At 42.1% G+C, this 18,737-nt stretch carries 18 protein-coding genes; 1 reads left to right on the top strand and 17 read right to left on the bottom strand.

The features are described 5' to 3' along the window. Positions 1–6 precede the first annotated feature (6 nt). The 10 genes from D6853_RS03160 to D6853_RS03115 all read right to left on the bottom strand — a co-directional run bounded on the left by D6853_RS03160 (position 7) and on the right by D6853_RS03115 (position 8,714). The gene (locus D6853_RS03160) at positions 7–1,338 is read right to left on the bottom strand and encodes an RsmF rRNA methyltransferase first C-terminal domain-containing protein (protein ID WP_243108281.1); all 1,332 of its coding nucleotides are present in this window, start codon (positions 1,336–1,338) and stop codon (positions 7–9) included. A gap of 49 nt (positions 1,339–1,387) precedes the next feature. Beyond that, the gene (locus D6853_RS03155; RefSeq protein WP_330541269.1) at positions 1,388–1,786 is read right to left on the bottom strand and encodes a metal-dependent transcriptional regulator; all 399 of its coding nucleotides are present in this window, start codon (positions 1,784–1,786) and stop codon (positions 1,388–1,390) included. Between the two features lie 189 nt (positions 1,787–1,975). Further along, positions 1,976–3,523, bottom strand: coding sequence for a ribonuclease Y (gene rny, locus D6853_RS03150; protein WP_120656350.1), 1,548 nt, complete (start codon positions 3,521–3,523; stop codon positions 1,976–1,978). 227 nt (positions 3,524–3,750) lie between these two features. Continuing rightward, a complete protein-coding gene (locus D6853_RS03145) occupies positions 3,751–4,389 on the bottom strand; it encodes a hypothetical protein (RefSeq protein ID WP_120656349.1) in 639 nt (212 codons plus the stop codon). Between the two features lie 90 nt (positions 4,390–4,479). Continuing rightward, positions 4,480–5,094, bottom strand: a complete 615-nt coding sequence (locus D6853_RS03140) for a regulatory protein RecX (RefSeq protein ID WP_120656348.1) — start codon at positions 5,092–5,094, stop codon at positions 4,480–4,482. After that, positions 5,091–6,155 (bottom strand): recombinase RecA, encoded by a 1,065-nt coding sequence (gene recA, locus D6853_RS03135; protein WP_120656347.1) that lies wholly within the window; start codon positions 6,153–6,155, stop codon positions 5,091–5,093. The genes D6853_RS03140 and recA overlap by 4 nt, the downstream gene beginning before the upstream one ends. A 234-nt stretch (positions 6,156–6,389) precedes the next feature. After that, on the bottom strand, positions 6,390–6,926 hold the full coding sequence (locus tag D6853_RS03130) for a hypothetical protein (RefSeq protein WP_120656346.1): 537 nt from the start codon (positions 6,924–6,926) through the stop codon (positions 6,390–6,392). Between the two features lie 25 nt (positions 6,927–6,951). Continuing rightward, complete coding sequence (locus tag D6853_RS03125) at positions 6,952–7,350, bottom strand: GerW family sporulation protein (RefSeq protein ID WP_120656345.1); 399 nt, start codon at positions 7,348–7,350, stop codon at positions 6,952–6,954. A gap of 20 nt (positions 7,351–7,370) precedes the next feature. Continuing rightward, a complete protein-coding gene (locus D6853_RS03120) occupies positions 7,371–8,342 on the bottom strand; it encodes a hypothetical protein (protein WP_120656344.1) in 972 nt (323 codons plus the stop codon). Positions 8,343–8,384: 42 nt separating this feature from the next. Beyond that, entirely contained in the window at positions 8,385–8,714 is a 330-nt protein-coding gene (locus D6853_RS03115; protein ID WP_120656343.1) for a hypothetical protein, read from the bottom strand. A gap of 160 nt (positions 8,715–8,874) precedes the next feature. Between D6853_RS03115 and D6853_RS03110 the strand changes: the two genes are divergently transcribed. After that, a complete protein-coding gene (locus tag D6853_RS03110) occupies positions 8,875–9,939 on the top strand; it encodes an HD-GYP domain-containing protein (RefSeq protein WP_120656342.1) in 1,065 nt (354 codons plus the stop codon). Between the two features lie 13 nt (positions 9,940–9,952). Here D6853_RS03110 and D6853_RS03105 read toward each other — a convergent pair whose 3' ends face one another. From D6853_RS03105 to gltA, 7 genes are all read right to left on the bottom strand, one after another. Beyond that, positions 9,953–11,455 (bottom strand): peptidoglycan D,D-transpeptidase FtsI family protein, encoded by a 1,503-nt coding sequence (locus D6853_RS03105; protein ID WP_243108280.1) that lies wholly within the window; start codon positions 11,453–11,455, stop codon positions 9,953–9,955. Continuing rightward, entirely contained in the window at positions 11,376–12,758 is a 1,383-nt protein-coding gene (locus tag D6853_RS03100; protein ID WP_120656341.1) for an FtsW/RodA/SpoVE family cell cycle protein, read from the bottom strand. Before D6853_RS03100 ends, D6853_RS03105 begins: the two co-directional genes overlap by 80 nt. A 4-nt stretch (positions 12,759–12,762) precedes the next feature. Then, positions 12,763–15,099, bottom strand: a complete 2,337-nt coding sequence (locus D6853_RS03095) for a peptidase U32 family protein (protein ID WP_120656340.1) — start codon at positions 15,097–15,099, stop codon at positions 12,763–12,765. A gap of 56 nt (positions 15,100–15,155) precedes the next feature. Next, entirely contained in the window at positions 15,156–15,569 is a 414-nt protein-coding gene (gene zapA / locus D6853_RS03090) for a cell division protein ZapA (protein WP_092243541.1), read from the bottom strand. Between the two features lie 46 nt (positions 15,570–15,615). Next, positions 15,616–16,647: a Holliday junction branch migration DNA helicase RuvB gene (gene ruvB, locus D6853_RS03085; RefSeq protein WP_120656339.1), complete on the bottom strand. Its 1,032-nt coding sequence runs from the start codon at positions 16,645–16,647 to the stop codon at positions 15,616–15,618. 3 nt (positions 16,648–16,650) lie between these two features. Beyond that, complete coding sequence (gene ruvA / locus D6853_RS03080) at positions 16,651–17,268, bottom strand: Holliday junction branch migration protein RuvA (protein ID WP_120656338.1); 618 nt, start codon at positions 17,266–17,268, stop codon at positions 16,651–16,653. Positions 17,269–17,345: 77 nt separating this feature from the next. Next, a complete protein-coding gene (gene gltA / locus D6853_RS03075) occupies positions 17,346–18,731 on the bottom strand; it encodes an NADPH-dependent glutamate synthase (RefSeq protein ID WP_120656337.1) in 1,386 nt (461 codons plus the stop codon). Positions 18,732–18,737 lie beyond the last annotated feature (6 nt).

The raw sequence follows: 18,737 nt of genomic DNA, 5'->3' as shown, positions 1-18,737 counted from the left end.
AGTTATCTAATAATTTATTCTAAGTCCCTTGGGATAGTGATTTTTTATCATACCACCCGCAAACTTGCCCCAGCCGATACTGTAGCCGTCCGTCGTAATAAGGACCCAACCTTTCTTCAGTTCTTTTGATACCCTGATAGTCTGTCCGTTCAGATAAGACTTGATTTCATCGCTATACGAAGGTATATCATAGCTTTCCTTAACATCGCCGGGCTTAAGAAAAAGAGCCAGCGCATGATTAGGTTCAAATCTGTCTTTTATTATCTCTCCCAGATGAAGCCCCGGTCTGAGCACTTTGAGTCCGTTCATGGAGGGCATATTTGAAGGGATCAAAAACAGCTGTTTTCCGAATAGTATTATGCTCTTTGATTCAAGAATATTATCAAGAACGCCGGTCTTAAGCGTCTCCTCGCAAAAAGAATAAAAAGGCTTACAAGCATCTTTTTTAACAGGAATATTTTTTCCTCCCGGAATATATTTATTTCCGTCACTTACAAGCTCTCCGTCTCTTTGAAGGACGCACAAAAAATGTCCCTCTCCGTTATCCTTGTGAGGCCAAAGCCTTCTTCTGTCTACTTCCTTAAAATCACCGTGCCTGCTTAAAAAGCCTTCGATATTATCCTCGTTCTCTTCTTTTGAAAAAGTACAGGTAGAATAAACGATACGACCTCCGGGAAGAAGCATCTTGGAAGCAAGATCAAGAATCTGCGCCTGTCTCTGCGCGCAAGCAAGGACGTTTTCGTAGCTCCACTCATCGGCCGCGTTGTCATTTTTTCTAAACATTCCTTCTCCCGAGCAAGGAGCATCTATAAGGATCTTATCAAAATAGCCTTCGAAGACCTCGGACAAATGCTGCGGAGTTTCATTAAGAACCATCGCATTTGAAATACCGAGCCTTTCGATATTAAGAGAAAGGATCTTGGCCCTGTCCTTGCCTATCTCATTTGTAACAAGCAAGCCTTCTCCCTGAAGCTTACATGCTATCTGCGTAGTTTTTCCGCCGGGAGCTGCGCACAGATCAAGTATCTTTTCCCCCGGATGAACATCAAGGTAAGCTACTGGTGCCATAGCGCTGGGCTCCTGAATGTAATATAGCCCTGCCTCGTGATAAGGATGCTTACCGGGAGCCGCGTCATCGGCATAATAAAAGCCCGTTTCTTCCCACGGGACTTTTCCTGTTATATAGGGCAGGTTCTGAATAAAAGAGGCATCGCATTTAAGCGTATTTGCTCTTAAGGCATAATATCTTCTGTCCTCTTCAAACGCCGTAATAAACGCATTATATTCATCTTCACCGAGGAACTGTTTCATCCTCTCTTTGAATTTATCAGGTAACAATACAGACCTCCGATAAAAAAGCTGCCTAAATAAGGCAGCCCGTATATCATTATGCTTTGTGTTCTTTAATATATTTCTTAATACCCTTGAAAGTCTCGGGGCTAATAATATGTTCGATCCTACAAGCATCCGTCTCAGCGGTTTCCGCATCAACTCCTGCAGTAAGCATAAGGAACTTGGTCAGGTTGGTATGCTTCTCATAGACAGCTTTAGCAGTCTTCATGCCCTCTTCCGTAAGAACAAGCTCACCATCGTTTTCTACGGTAATAAGTCCGTTCTCCTTGAGTATTCCGACAGCTCTTGAAACACTCGGTCTGGAGTAATTAAGCTCATTCGCAACATCAATTGAACGAACAGTCCCATTACGCTTCTTCAAAACATATATTGTCTCGATATAATCTTCACCGGATTCGTGCATAGTCTCATTCCTTTCATAGTCAGCTGCCATTCAGCAGTCTATTCTGTACACATATTATAATTATATTGCCCACAACCTATGTTTACAAGTGTTAAATGCGAAAGGTAGCCCGCGAAAGCATTCGGATTCGCACAACTAAAAAGAGGCTACCTTGCGTTACGCAAAGTAGCCTCTCCACTACATTTTCAAATTTGGTGGCCAAATATAATGCCGGGCATTTTATTTAGCATAATCTGTTGCTCTGCTCTCTCTTATGATATTAACCTTGATCTGTCCGGGATATTCCATCTCGTCCTCGATCTTCTTAGCGATATCACGAGCCATGAGCACCATGTCTGAATCTGAAACCTGCTCAGGAACAACCATTACTCTGACTTCTCTACCTGCCTGAATAGCAAATGAGTGATCAACACCTTTGAAGCTGTTGGTGATGTCTTCGAGTTCTTTAAGTCTTGATGTGTAAGTCTCTAATGTTTCTCTTCTTGCACCGGGTCTTGCTGAAGAAATAGTATCAGCAGCCTGTACAAGTACAGCGATAAGTGACTGGGGCTCTACGTCGCCGTGGTGAGCCTCTACAGCATTGATAACAACCTGTGATTCTTTATACTTCCTACAGATATCAACACCAAGCTGGATATGTGAGCCTTCAAGCTCATGATCGACAGCCTTACCGATATCATGTAAAAGACCTGCTCTCTTTGCAACTCTAACATCGAGTCCAAGCTCTGATGCCAAAAGTCCGCAGAGCTGTGCTACTTCAACAGAATGCTTAAGGCAGTTCTGTCCATAGCTGGTTCTGAACTTCATACGTCCAAGAATCTTGATAACTTCGGGATGAAGGCCATGAACACCCGCCTCAATGGCAGCGTTTTCACCTTCTTCTTTGATCTTGGCAGCAACTTCTTTCTGTGCCTTCTCAACCATCTCCTCAATTCTTGCGGGATGGATACGTCCGTCCACGATAAGCTTCTCAAGAGCTATACGTGCAACTTCACGACGAATAGGATCAAATCCTGAAATAACTACAGCTTCAGGTGTGTCATCAATAATAAGATCTACACCGGTCATGGTCTCAAGGGTTCTGATGTTTCTACCCTCTCTACCGATGATTCTGCCCTTCATCTCATCGTTGGGCAACTGAACAACAGAAATAGTAGTCTCGGAAACATGATCTGCTGAGCAACGCTGAATGGCGTTAACAACAATTTCCTTGGCTCTCTTATCTGCTTCTTCCTTAGCCTCAGCTTCCATGGTCTTGATCATGACAGCTGATTCATGCTTTACATCATCTTCAACAATCTTTAAAAGATACTCTTTTGCTTGCTCGGAGGTTAAGCCAGAGATTTTTTCAAGTTCCTGTATCCTCTGTTCGTTAAGCTTCGTAACCTCTTCGTTCTTCTTACTCAAAGCCTCTTCACGGGCATTTAAGCTTTGCTCTTTCCTTTCGATCGCTTCGGACCTTTTCTCGACGTTTTCCTCTTTCTGCTGAATACGTCTCTCAGTACGCTGAACCTCATTTCTGCGGTCCCTTACTTCCTTTTCGAGATCATTACGTGTTTTCAGTGCCTCTTCCTTTACTTCAAGAAGTTTCTCACGCTTCGTTTCTTCGGCAGTTTTGAGTGCTTCGTCAATAATTTTTCTTGCCCTTTCTTCAGCGCTACCGATCTTCCCCTCAGTAACCTTTTTGTGATAACCGGTTGCAATAATCCAGGTTAAAATAGCTGAAAGAACAAGAGTCACTACTGCAGTAATAACAACATAGGTCATTACAGGAGCACCTCCTTATTCAATTTTCATTGTACAATATTTTGTATAGTGGGTATTAAAAACTCCAACTAATATACAATTTTACAACACTTAAATTTTACATTTTATAAATTACAGTGTCAAGGTCAAACGCCTTGCCAACTGAATCTTTAAGTATTTTCGTGTTATTTGATAAAACGTTTAATCAATGAAAATGAATATAGTGCTATATTTCCGTAATTTTACCTTCAGCTTGGCTGACATTTTGTATATTTAACTTCTGTAACTTTTCCGGCTTCCTCTTTTAATTCTACATAGAAATCATTGGAATCAATTGCATAAAAAGTTGAATCCCCGTCTGAATTCTCTTTTAAACCGTTATCTGTAAGTGCCTTTGCCGCCTCTTCAGAGGACATTCCTACAGAAGCTCCGAAAATAGAGAAATTCTCTTTCTCCTTTAACTGTGTAATAAAAAATCCGGTTCCGTTGTCAGATCCCAAAATCTCTACAGCACCGTCACAAAGATAGAAGCACGTTCCGGCATCCTGAGGATATTCGAGTGCAGTTGTTTTAAGATCATCAGCGAGCTCATTTTCAAGATTTCCGCCATACTCGGAAGTAAGCTTATCCGTGTAGTCCTTGATATCAACCTCGGGTGCTTCAGTTGAAGCATCGGATGAACTCATAGCCTCACTGCTATACCCTGAACTCTTGGAATAGTCAAAAGCATCTGTCTCCTCTGTAGAATTAACCGTTCCCCCATCGGATATCTCAGAAATAACAACGTCTGAAGCAGATAGTGTACTTCTATCCTCCTCAACATTTGATGAACAACCTGCAAGTAACATAACACCGGTAATACCGGCAATTAAAAGTCTCTTTTTCATGTTAATACCCTTTCCTTTCATTTGTTAATTTATTACATTCTAACACGTAAGGAAAGTTTATGCAAATCTTAACATTTGCAAAAGCAAGCATCAGAGATCATCACAATTTATCGCGTTTTTTATCAACTCCATTGAATAGCCTTTTCTTAACAAAAAGGCTATAATTTTCTGTTTTTCCTTATAATCCATATCGGGATCATAATGCTTTTTAGAAAGAAGCTTCTTAATCTGATCTGTTTCTGCGTCGCGACACTCATCTTCTCCAAATTCATCAAGAACCAAATCTATAACGTCCTTGGAGACGCCTCTTGTCATAAGGTCCTGCTTTATACGCATCTTACTTTTAAGCTCGATATTGTAAGAAACATAATCACGAGCATATCTTTCATCATTAAGATAATTGTATGACTTAACATATTCTATCGCTGCATCAATGATATCTTCCGAATAAAGACCTTCCGCGAGCTTATCCTTGAGTTTCTTCTCAGTATAGTCCTTCTTTACAAGAAGCTCCATTGCCCTCTTTGTAGCTCTCTTAGGTAACAGGTTGCGGGTTATCTCATGATAAGCCTCTTCCGAAAGCTGCTCTCCCTCTTTGATCCCGAAAGAACGAAGTTCGCCCTTGTATAATACAAAGGCGAACTCACCGTCAATGAATATTTTATTTCTCTTTTTATCGAATTCTACAATATTTGATATTATCACTTTGAAGCCTTCGTTTTCTTAGGTGCCTCGGCGTCGTCTGACTTAGAAGCCGAAGCCTTAACATCTGACTGAAGTCCGTAATGTGCTCTTACCTTAGCCTCGATCTCATCCTTGATCTGAGGATTGTTCTCGAGATAAAGCTTGGCATTCTCTCTACCCTGACCAATCTTCTCGTTCTCATACTGATACCAAGCACCACTCTTATTTACGATATCAACATTGGCTGCAAGGTCAAGGATATCACCTGTTGATGAGATGCCCTTTCCGAACATAATGTCAAACTCAGCCTCTTTGAAAGGAGGCGCGATCTTGTTCTTAACAACCTTAACTCTTGTTCTGTTACCGATGTTCTCACCGTTCTGCTTGATAGCTTCAATACGACGAACATCCATACGAACGGATGAATAGAACTTAAGCGCGCGTCCACCCGTTGTTGTCTCGGGATTACCGAACATGATACCAACCTTCTCACGAAGCTGGTTGATAAATACAACTGTACAATTAGACTTGCTGATAACTGCTGTAAGCTTACGAAGAGCCTGTGACATAAGTCTTGCCTGAAGACCCACGTGAGAATCGCCCATATCGCCGTCAATCTCAGCCTTGGGAACAAGTGCGGCAACCGAATCGACAACTACTATATCAATAGCGCCTGAGCGAACCATTGTCTCTGTGATCTCAAGAGCCTGCTCACCACTGTCGGGCTGTGAAATATAAAGGTTATCAATATCTACACCGATATTCTTGGCATATACGGGATCAAGTGCGTGCTCCGCATCAATGAATCCTGCAATTCCGCCTCTCTTCTGAACTTCTGCGATCATGTGAAGAGTAACGGTTGTCTTACCACTTGACTCGGGTCCGTATATCTCAATAATTCTTCCCTTGGGAATACCACCGAGGCCAAGAGCTATATCAAGGCTGAGTGATCCGGTAGGGATAGTCTCTATATTCATGGTATCTGTAGAATCGCCGAGCTTCATAACGGCTCCCTTACCAAACTGCTTCTCAATCTGTCCGAGTGCCGCATCAAGTGCTTTTTGCTTATCTTCTCTTTCCATACATATCTCCTTCTTAGAACATTCGTTCTGTATATAAATTATACTAAAACAAACGTTCGATTCTGTCAACATATTTTTTTGTTTTTTTAATACATAATGAAACTTCGGCTGAAACGCCGTAAGAATCGCCCCGATAACATACAAGTCATTGCTCAAAGAAAGAACAATGACTCGTTTACATTATCATATATGTTCAAAATAAACAACTTAAGATTTTCTTAAGACGAAATCTCATTAATTTATCATCGTAACGTCATACTGCCTGCAAAGAGTACTGTACTCGGCATTAATAAGCTGAACCATCTCAGCATCACCGCTGACGTTATCCGGATGGAACATTTTCATAAGATCTTTGTAGCGCTTCTTAAGTGTAAGTGCACTGTTTACGCCTCTGAATAAAAGATCCAGTGCATCATACTTATTTTCCCTTTGATAAGCTTTCTCTCGCTCAAGTCTGACATATTCTCCTTCGAGTTTCTTTTTGTCAGAATTAAGCTGATCAAATCCGTTGTTGAGAATCTTGAGTCGCTGATCAAACAAAGCCTTGTCGTTATTAAGCTTTCTGCTTGCGGTATCCAGCTTCCTCTCGGCCTCGTCCACACGATCTTTAAAAGATCTCTCGTCGGCTTCAAGCTTGGCATAACGTTCTGAAAGCGAACTCTCTTGATTTTCAAGTCGCACACTCTCCTTAAACAGCCAAAGCCTGAGCTCATTAAGCTCATCCTCCGAACCGTTTAAGATAATTTCTTCAATGTTTCTCTTTTCTTCCATAAGGGCCCCTCACCTTCTGGACGACTTACTTCTCCTTATTCTCCTCAGGAAAAGCAATCTCTACTGCATCGTCATCATCCATAAAATTTTCTTTTTTGGCTGAAAAACGGTCCATAATATCGGGCACGAGATCAAGAACTTTGGTAACTGCATCCTGATTCTTGATATTAACTAGTTTGGTAGAACCATTCTTTATAACAAGAACAGCGCTCGGTGACATCCTTGCACCGAATCCACCTGCTCCGCCATTCTTTTTATCGCTGTCACTGGAACCTGCGCCAACACCAAAAGATACATCTACAAGCGGTAGCACGATTGTATCTTCTATTTTGGTGGCTTCTCCGACAACTGTCTTGGTAGCAAGGATTGAATTCATACCATGAAGCAAAGACTCAACTACGCTGTTAAAATTACTCTCTCCCATAAAAACCTCCAAGATTATATCTATCTTTCGAATATCTTCTTAAATCTGGCAATAACCTTTTTGACATCCTTGTTGAAATAGCAAACGCAAACACAATACAAAACAGTAAATAGTGTGATATGTCCCTTTAGATGTATATCGGCTTCAATGATCTTTTCATTAAAATCCGGAACAAACACAAGCTTATTTACAAGAAATGAATACATCATTCCGTATGCAGCCATGATTTCGGCTTCCCGTGCGGGATCTCCGACTCCGAGACAGAGTCTTGAGCTGCTCTTATCCGGCATTATCATCTTAAGAAGCCTTAAAAGCTTGCCTTTAACCAGGCTGTAAGCCCTCTTGAAAATTTCACTCTCAAGGGTGGACTTAATCATATTTATCTTACCACAAACTCTAGATATTGTATATTTTATTTTTCGGAACACATTTTGTGGCGTTTTTATGAGTTTTACGACAAAAGAGATCACATCTTCCACTACATCAACGATTGATTTTTCTTCATCTTCATCATCGGTATCGGAAATTTCTGTGACACCTGTGTCGTTTTTACTTTGATCCGTATCTCTTTTCTTCTTTTTTTCTTTTATCTCAAAAGAAAGATCGTCCTTATCATCTATTTTTGCTTCGGAAACATCCGATGTCGATTCAATTTTCGTTTCCGAATCCTTTTTACGTTCTCTTTTTTTCTTTTTACCAGGCTTTTCTTTTCTTGGATAGATTGTAAACCCAAAAATTTTAACGACAAACGTGTCATCTTTATGATGAATATATCTTCCGCTTAAGATATGCAAGAGCCAATGGAACTTAATCGCAAACTCAATTCTTTCGGAATCAAAGTCATCTCCGAATCGCATTTGAGGAACATTTCCGTCTATCTTATATCTTATCGGGACAAATAGCACCAATAAGACAAGTAAAAGAGCCACGGCAAGAATAACGAGTATTGTTATCCCCACTATTTTAAGTACCGATAAAACAACTGCCAACATATAAACTCCCAAGTTCGGTTTATTTCAATGAAAGACTGATGCTCACGCATCCTTATCGAGGAATTCGACCAGCTTACCGTCCATTCCCGCCTTGCATGCCCTGTCCGAAATATCAACGACCATTGCAAGCGCCTCTGCATAGCTTCCCGCGATTCCATATATATATGCAGGGTGTTCTCTGTAATACGGCTGTTTAAGGAATGCCGAATGTATGATATCAAGCTGATCGTTATCACTCATCGCCCTTACCAGGCAAAATATGGTTAACTGTCCGCTTCCGTGATATAACTTCCACTTAACAAGAGAATGTTTTTTGACCGATTCTCCAAAGTACAGATTCTTATAAAATGTACAGAATCCATTTTTTTTCATAAAAATACAATTCTCCCCAATTATCGAATTGACCTACATGCTCCCATTTATGTATAGTAGGATATATAGGGGTTATGCATTAAACTTCTTCAACAAACATTTTAACACATGAAAAAAGTTTATGGAATTGCACGCCAAGCAAATTGGGAGGTCCTAAAACATGAAGGTGGTAGCACGAATTGAATTAAAGCCCGGAATGGTTATCGCGGAAGACATTCTCAATTATAAAAACGAGATCATTGTCATGGCCGGAACCAAGGTCAACGACAATATCATGAAAAAGCTTGCAAGACAGTCTATAATTGCCGTTCCCATCAAGGAAGAAATCGATTACTCCACCACACACTTTGAAAAAGTACGTATGACGGACGGTTTCAAGAACTTTGAATCAATATACAACATCTATTTTCCCGTTTTCAAAACATGTATGTTGGGGGCAGTTGATAAAAGCCAGAAGATCAATCTCTCACAGTTAATGGAGATTTATAAGAGTATAATCGCCGGAGTTAAGAGCGGCGAACAGCTTCTTGATTATCTATATAACCTTGTTCCCGATGAAAATGATATGACACTTTGCCACTGCCTTAATTCCGCACTTATCGCGGGTGTGTTTGCAACATGGCTCGGATTGTCCAATAAAGACAGCACGCTGCTTATCGAGTGCGCATTTTTATATGACATCGGCAAATTCAGTATACCTTACCAGATACTCTGGAAGCCGCAAAGGCTCACACCTGAAGAATACATGCTCGTAATGAAGCATACACAGATCGGCTATGATTTCTTAAGACAAGTTGGTTCCTTTAACCATCATATACTCAGGGCAACGCTTCAGCATCACGAAAGATGCAACGGAACAGGCTATCCTGCTTCTCTTACATCAGATGAGATAGACAAATTTGCCAAGTATATCGCAATAATCGACACCTACGAAGCAATGACTTCACCCAGAACTTACAGGAAAAAGCTTCATCCTTTCCAGATAATCGCCAATTACGAGAACGAAGGCTTTGAAAGATATGACGTGCAGGCGCTTAAATCAATTCTCTCGCATATCGCAGCTTCTCAGCTTGGCTTTAACGTTCAGCTAAGTAACGAGAGACTCGGAACCGTTATATTAATAAATGAGAAGGCGCTCTCACGCCCTCTCATAAAATTAAACGAAGATAATTCACTTATTGACCTGTCAAAAGAAAAAAGTCTCAAGATAACTCAGGTCTTTTGATAATATAAGAACTTTATTCAACACCGAAATACGCATCAAATACTCTCTTTGCGATAGGAACGGCATAGCTTCCGCCGCTTCCCGCTTCCTCGACGATTATGGTAACGCAGACCTGTGGATCGTCGGCAGGAGCAAAGCCCGTAAACCATGCATGAGAATCTTTGGTATCGTTAAATTCAGCTGAACCGGTCTTTCCTGCCGCAGTGTAGGAAAGGCCTTTTAATTTGCTCGCGGTTCCCTTCTGAACCACCTGTTCCATCATCCCCCTAAGTATCTTGGCCTCGTCATCACTCATAAGCCTTTTATACTCTTCGGGCGCAAATTTCTTTATTTCTTTTCCGTCCTCACTCTTAACTTCACTGACCACATAAGGCTTCATAAGAATACCGTCATTGGCAACCGCACAGGTTATCATGTTAAGGTGCTCGGGCGAGATCGAAGTCTTTCCCTGACCGATGGACAGCTGCATTACAGAGTTAGGATTACCATCCTTTGGATAGGATGAAGAACTGACAGCCGATCTGCAAAAATCAAGAGGAAGTTCCTCGTTAAACATGAGATTGCCAAGCACATAGTCAAATGTCTCGGACTTAAGCCCTACACCGATATTGGCAAATGAAGAATTACATGACTTGGCAAAAGAGGTCTCAAGGTCGATATTTCCGTGTTTTTCACCGTGATAACATGATATCGTATTACCTTCATAGTCAAATCTTCCGCCGCAGCTGAACCTGTAATTCATGTAATCTGTCGGATGCTCGCGAAGATATCCGAGCGCGGTAACTATCTTAAAAGTAGATCCCGGAGGATATTTACCCTGTGTTGCCCTGTTAAGTAGCTTTGCATCGGGCGATTTATCCTGAATAAGCTGATCCCACTCTTGCTCAAGAGTATTCGGGTCAAAATCAGGCTTTGAGACCATTGCAAGGATCTCACCTGTCTTTGGATCAGAAACAACTACCGCACCCTTTCTTGAAGAGAGCGCGGAATATGCAACCTCCTGAAGATGAACATCAAGCGTTGTCTTTACGTTATCCGCGGGATACTTCTGTCCCTTTGCATCGTAGGCCACCTTCTTGGAAAGATCCAAGTTGGTATTTATAAGATAATAGTTTGAAAAGCCTTCTATTCCGGCTTTTCCTTTTGATACATAACCGACTACATGTGAAAACTCATTGCTGTAGGGATATACCCTTACTTCTTTTCCGTCTTCGTTCTTTTCCGAATAAGCTAGAATATCACCGTCTCGTGAAAGGATCTTACCGCGCTGATTCTGCTTAAGAAGGATCTTTTGTCTTGTATTGTGCTCGTTATTTATAAATTCCTGTTTATGTGTAAGAGAATAATGAGAGATATATCCAAGCATTGCAATAAACAACGCAAGATATATGCTTGTCAACACGATGATCGGATATGATCTTACTCTTTTACGTCTCTTAGTACTCTTCGTCCTCGTATCTCTCATATCTGTTTCTTTTCCTCTCATAGCGTCGTCTTTCTTCCAGGTACTCTTCATACCGTTCATCCGAACCTATCATACAGATGCCTTCAACAATCATTATCATAACTATCGTGACAAGAACGGACGATCCACCGTAGCTTATAAGCGGAAGCGTAACGCCGGTAAGCGGTATGAATTTGGCTCCACCGCCGATAGTAAGAAAAGTCTGGAAAATAAAGGATATTCCAATTCCGCAGATTATCATCCTATAGAATTTGTCATGTATATAATAGCCTTCCTGCATGATAAGAAGGAAAGTGCTGAGGCACACAAGTATCATAAGCACCGAGAATAAAATCCCCATCTCTTCCGCGATCGCAGAAAAAATAAAGTCCGTCTCGACAAACGGTATCGATTTGGGCGATCCTCCGTAGAGCCCCAGCCCAAACAATCCGCCGCTGCTGATTCCAAAGAGCGACTGTGAAAGCTGATAACCGGTACCTGTGATATCACTGAACGGATCCATCCAAGCATGGACTCTGACCTGAATATGCGAAAAGAGCTTGTACGATATCGCACTGGCAAGTGTGGCAAAGCCCAATCCCAGTATAAAGAACCCGACATTCTCGGTTGATATGTAAATAAGTGCAAGATACAGCATAAAAAAGATAAGCGCACTTCCAAGGTCCTTGGAAAGAACCAGTATAATTACATGCAGCGCCGCTACTGCCGATGCGATCATAAGATCCACAAATCCCTTCGCCTTATAAAAAGCTCCCGACAAAAAGAACAAAAACAGAACCTTTACAAATTCCGAAGGCTGGAAAGAAACTCCCGCAATGGCATAATTAAGCTTGGATCCGTTAATGGTAGCACCGAGGATTAGAACGACTCCGATCGCCGCAATTCCAACACCCGCGTAGATCCATGTAAATCGCTTAAGAAAATTGAATCTGAATATCATCTCGGGTATAAAGAATCCGATCAAAAAAGATACTGCCACAATTACAAACTGTTTGACCGCCTTGTCGTAAGACAACCTGGTAAGTATGATCACACCTATCATAAGAAGCAGGCAGCAGTTGTTTATTATAAGCCTGTTTCCGTCCGGATAGATAAAATAAAACAGCATAAGTACAGCGGAAAAGACAACTATCTGAAATGCAAAGAAAAACAGATAAAGTACTTTTCCGGTCCTTGCTATTATCTGCACAAAGCATGCAAGCTGTATCAAAAACATAAGCACGATCTGCGTAGCGTATATATTGGTCCTTGCCTCTCTGCTTCTGTATTTAAACGCCAAAAAAGCCATAACTGTATACAAAAACAGCAAAGAAGCAATGACATATTTAGATATTTCTGTTACGTATAACTCCATTCCTTTATTCAACTCCGCGTTTATAATGTCCGGTCGTAAAACGGTTTTGATTTCTCTGCATAAGGGAACGTCTGTGTTCCTTGTCCCCACTGCAGATTCCGACTCTTAGTATGTCAAGTGCCGTCTCCTTATCTTCAACCGTAAGATCAATTCTGAAATGATCAAAAAGCCTCTTGTCATAAAGATCATCCATCTTATTAAACAAGGCTGTTGGATTGGCATTCCAAATTATGTTATAGCAATTCCTGCAATTGGTGGTCACAGGCATCTTGTTCCCCATCCTGTCCGTAAGAAGCATCTTTTCATGATGATTCTCATGGAAAAAACCACTGCATTTATCTAGCGTTTTCTTGATACATCCGGCGCTGATCATCATAGGTACATGCCCGTATACATTATATGAAACAGGAAAACCTGTTTGGGCCTTGACCTTCCTGACCGTTTCGGAAGCCTCATGTATTGTAAGCTCATATGGCACAGCTATCTCTGAGACAAAAGAGCTTTCGTCGGATCTTTTAAGTTCGCTTAAAAGGCTGGCAGCTTCGGCGTTCCATGTGTATACGCCATAATCCAAAATAACCTTTTTCTTATAATCTTTTCCCTTAAGAAGTCCAAGCTGCTCAAGGTTTCTTACCAAAAGTCCGTCTATTGTACCGTCAAAGCCATCAGCCATAAAGCTTATGTCGCAGCTTCCGTCAAAAGATTCCTCTCTTGTCACGTAGGGAAGCGCCGCTATAACTTCGACTTTTGAAAATGCAGTAGCTTTAAGTATAGCTAAAATGTCGGAATTAAGCAAAAGATCACTTTCAAGATATACTCTAGATACAGTGTTTGCGCGGCCTTCGGTGATATCGCCGTATTTGATCTTTACAAGGATATCCTTCAATGCTTCCAGCTGAGCTTTGGTGTGAACAAGGACATGTACATCGGTATCTTTACCGGAAACGCCTACCTCACATGCACGTTTATCATCCGGTTCATTATTACCGTAAGTATTGTTTTTGTTGTAAGAAGCGCTTTTACCATAGCCCCTAAGGAGTTCCTCTTCCATTTCTTCGCAGAGCTTTCTTCTTAGCTCGTTGAGCTCGCTGACGGGCATAAATATTCCTTTTCCGGTATTGTTGTCATCAATTGTTATCTCTATGGATTCAGCCTCAAAAGGTGTGTTCCCGAGTCGCTCAAGCTGCTTTTTTGCGCTTTCTTCATCCATAGGTCTTTTGGACGCAGCCTGTACTTCGTTTCCGACAACGGTTTTGGAAATAAACTCACCGTCTCGGTTCACATTCATAATAAGCTCGGCTTTTTCGGATAGCTTAAGTTTACAGAATATATCGCACTTTATCTTAAGCTCTTTTCCAAGATACTGTTCCTTGACCTTATTAAGAACTTCTTCCTTTGTTCCGTTATATGCGGGAGAAGAAATAGTGACCATCTCTTTTCCGTTGTGCTTGTGATAATAGCCTGAGCTTATTCCCGTTCTGAGATAAAGAGATTTAAGCATCTCCATATCATCTTTGCTGACTTCATGCTTCTTATCAGGCTCCGCATAATAAAGATCTATGTACTTTCTGTAAAGAGCGGTTACACCTGCAGCGTACTCAGGCTTTTTCATCCTGCCTTCTATCTTGAATGAATCGATGCCCGCTTCGATAAGCTCAGGTATCATGTCAATCGTGCACATATCCTTAAGGCTAAGCGGATACTGCTCTTCTTTGGATTTAGATGAAAAAACATCTGATGTGTACGGAAGCCTGCACGGCTGAGCGCATCTTCCTCTGTTACCGCTCCTTGTTCCGACCATGCTGCTAAAAAGACACGCTCCGGAATAGCAATAACACATAGCTCCGTGAATAAAAGCCTCAACCTCGATATCCGCCTTTTCCCTGATCGCCTTCATCTCTTCAAGGCTAAGCTCTCTTGCGGGGACAACACGACAACATCCGAGCTCTTTTAACAGCCTTGCTCCGTACACGCCCGTGACTGTCTGCTGCGTGCTTGCATGAAGCTCGATCCCCGGAAATTCATCTCTTATAAAGCGCATAACGCCCAGATCCTGAACGATAACACCGTCCAGATTCTTTTCCGCATAAGGAAGCATAAAATCATATAACTCGCCAAATTCTCTTTCTTTAACGAGCGTATTAACCGTCATATATATCTTTTTCCCGTGTAAATGGGCATACGAAACAGCGTCAAGAACCTGATCCCTGTCAAAATTATCAGCATAGGCTCTTGCGCCGAATTTGGAACCTCCCAGATAAATGGCATCGGCGCCTGCGTTAAAGGCTCCGACCATTGTTTCATAGCCCCCTGCGGGAGCAAGCAATTCTACTTTGTTCATAGTTTATTCTTTAAAAAATAAAGGCTGTCAAAACTTAGACAGCCTTTTAAATGCAATCATTTCTTTGTTCCGGTCCCTTTGACCTGAGTTTCAAGCTGAATGATCTTTTTGGATGACTCATCAAGCTTGGTCTGAAGACTCTTTCCGTTCTTCTCGGTGTTCTCCAGCTTGATCTGCGTAGCAATAAGCTCGTGCTTAAGATCATAGAGCTCTTTTTCCTTCTCGGCCAGTTGCTCTTCCATAAGCTCGATCTGCTTTTTTGACTTAAAATAGTCATCTGCTATATTTAACTGCAGCAGAACATTCTGAGTATCTATCGGTTGTCTCTTAAAACTGTCGATCTTGTTGTACTCACCGATCTTATTGTTTATATAAGACGCCACCTTTTGTAAATATTCTTCACTTTCGTATCCGCTTAAGGTAAATACCTTTCCCCCGATAATTACCTCGGTATCTGTTTTAGATGCCATAAATCCACCCCTGCTTTTATTTCTTTTTAGCTTGGTTGCTTTTTAATTATATCTCCGAGTCTGACCCGTTTTCAAGCCCTAAATGGGTATACGCGGTATCAGTGACAACTCTGCCTCTCGGAGTTCTATTAATGAATCCGTTCTTGATAAGATAGGGCTCATAGACGTCCTCAATCGTGCCCGAATCCTCTCCTATCGCGGCAGCTAGGGTATCAAGGCCCACAGGTCCGCCTCCGAATTTATCTATCATCGTAAGTAATATATTTCTGTCGGTATGGTCAAGTCCCATCTTATCTACATCCATAAGATCAAGGGCCGTAACGGCAACATCCTCTGTTATAACACCGTTATGCTTGACCTGAGCGTAATCTCTTACTCTCTTAAGTATTCTGTTGGCAAGTCTGGGCGTTCCTCTGCTACGTCGTGCCATCTCTTTGGCTCCGTTGGGGTCAACCTCTACATTAAGAACTCCCGCCGACTGCATAATGATCTCGCAAAGCTCATCGGGATCATAAAATTCCATCTTATGGATCATTCCGAATCTGTCTCTCAAAGGCGCCGAAAGCATACCAGCTCTCGTCGTTGCTCCGATCAGAGTAAAATGAGGAAGATCAAGTCTTATCGAACGGGCTGTCGGGCCTTTTCCGATCATAATATCAATGGCATAGTCTTCCATTGCGGGATAAAGCACCTCTTCAACCTGTCTGTTAAGTCTGTGGATCTCATCTACAAAAAGAATATCCTTCTCCTGAAGATTATTGAGAATAGCAGCCATATCTCCGGGCTTTTCGATAGCGGGTCCGCTGGTAATTTTGATATTAACACCCATTTCCGAAGCAATTATTCCGGCAAGGGTTGTCTTTCCAAGACCGGGTGGTCCGTAAAAAAGAAGGTGATCAAGACACTCTCCTCTTTTCTTGGCAGCTTCAATATAGATCTTAAGGCTTTCCTTTATTTTCTTTTGTCCTATGTACTTATCGAGGCTCTTGGGTCGTAACGATCCCTCGATCTTCTCATCTTCCACTTTTACATTGGCGTCTATGCCTCTTGCGGAAGTTACTATCTTTCTCTTTTCCATACTTTAGAACATCTCCTTAAGAGCAAGCTTTAAAAGGACCTCTGCATCAAGCGGTGCATCGCTTCCCTTAATTACTTTTCTTACTGCCTTGACGGCATCCGAAGAATTGTATCCAAGTGCAACAAGAGCTGCAACTGCCTCGTCTTTGGCATTTGCGGCATCTCCTGTAAGATCATCTAAGGCTATTCCTCCGGAAGATGAAAGCAGATCATCCTCAGTAACCTTGATCTTGTCTCTAAGCTCAAGAGTGATCCTCTCTGCTGTCTTTTTACCAATTCCGGGAGCCTTGGCTATAGAAGCGCTGTCTCCTGAAATAATGGCAAATCTTAGATCATCGGGAGATAAAACCGATAAAACGGCAAGCCCGCCTTTTGGTCCGATGCCGTTTACCGTAATAAGCATCTTAAAAAGATTCAGTTCATCTCTTGAAAGAAAACCAAACAAAGAAAAGGTATCCTCTTTGACGTTGGTATAAGTATATAGCTTAACCATCTCTCCGATTCCGGGCATTCTGTCCATAGTGGAACCCGAAATATTAACATTGACGCCAAAGCCGTTTACGTCTATGACAGCATTACCCTCTTCGAGGTTTTCCAATATTCCGTTTACATATGCTATCACGAAAATATCCCCCTGTAAGTCAAAGCGCCGGGCTATAGATCTAGCCCGGTGCTATTTGATTTATAAAAAATAATAAATTATTTGTTCTGAAGGTACTCGTCAATTCCCTTAGCAGCTGCTTTACCTGCACCCATAGCAAGGATAACGGTAGCTGCACCGGTAACTGCATCACCGCCTGCAAATACGCCGGGCTTAGATGTTGCTCCTGTCTCTTCCTGTGCAACGATACACTGTCTGCGGTTAACATCAAGACCTGCAGTTGTTGAAGAAATAAGAGGGTTAGGTGATGTACCAAGTGACATGATAACTGCATCGCACTCGATATCAAACTCAGAACCGGGAACCTCTACAGGGCTTCTTCTTCCTGACTCATCGGGCTCACCAAGCTCCATTCTGATACATGTAATGCTCTTAACCCATCCGTTCTCATCAGCGTGGATCTCAACAGGATTGCAAAGAAGGTCGAAGATGATACCCTCTTCCTTAGCATGATGTACTTCTTCCTTACGTGCAGGAAGCTCTTCCTCACCACGTCTGTATACAACATGAACCTCAGCACCAAGACGAAGAGCTGTTCTGGCAGCGTCCATAGCAACGTTACCGCCACCAACTATAACGCACTTCTTAGCCTTCATGATAGGTGTTCTTGAATTCTCATCGAAAGCTTTCATGAGGTTACTTCTTGTGAGGTACTCGTTAGCTGAGAATACACCCATAGACTGCTCGCCGGGGATATTCATGAATCTGGGAAGACCTGCTCCCGATCCAATGAATACAGCCTCAAAGCCTTCCTTCTCCATGAGCTCATCTATTGTTACAGACTTACCGATAACAACGTCTGTTTCAAGCTTAACGCCGAGTGACTTAACGTTCTCGATCTCTTTCTTAACAACGGCATCCTTGGGAAGACGGAACTCAGGAATACCATAAACAAGTACACCGCCTGCCTCATGAAGGGCCTCAAAAATAGTTACGTCATAGCCCATCTTTGCAAGATCGCCTGCGCATGTAAGACCTGAAGGGCCTGATCCGATAACGGCAACCTTCTTGCCCTTCTTCTCCTTAGCGCCTTCGGGCTTGATGCCCATCTCTCTAGCTGTATCAGCAACGTATCTCTCAAGCTTACCGATTGAAACGGCGTCGCCCTTGATTCCTCTTACGCACTGGCCTTCACACTGGCTCTCCTGAGGGCAAACTCGTCCGCAGACAGCGGGAAGAGCACTTGCTTTGCTGATCTCCTGATAAGCACCTTCAACATTTCCCTTCTTAACCTGCTCGATAAAAGCGGGAATGTTGATAGATACGGGACATCCCTGTACACACTTGGGATTGGGACAGTTAAGACATCTTAATGCCTCTTTTTCTGCCTCTTCTTTATTGTATCCAAGACAAACTTCTTTAAAATTGGTAGCACGTTCCTTAGCGTCCTGTTCGCGGACGGGAACTCTTACAAATCCATCCATTTATTT

The organism is Butyrivibrio sp. X503, assembly GCF_003625475.1.
Taxonomy (GTDB): domain Bacteria; phylum Bacillota; class Clostridia; order Lachnospirales; family Lachnospiraceae; genus Butyrivibrio.
The sequence above is the reverse complement of the archived record's forward strand: the minus strand, read 5'-3'. Positions and strand labels throughout refer to the sequence as shown.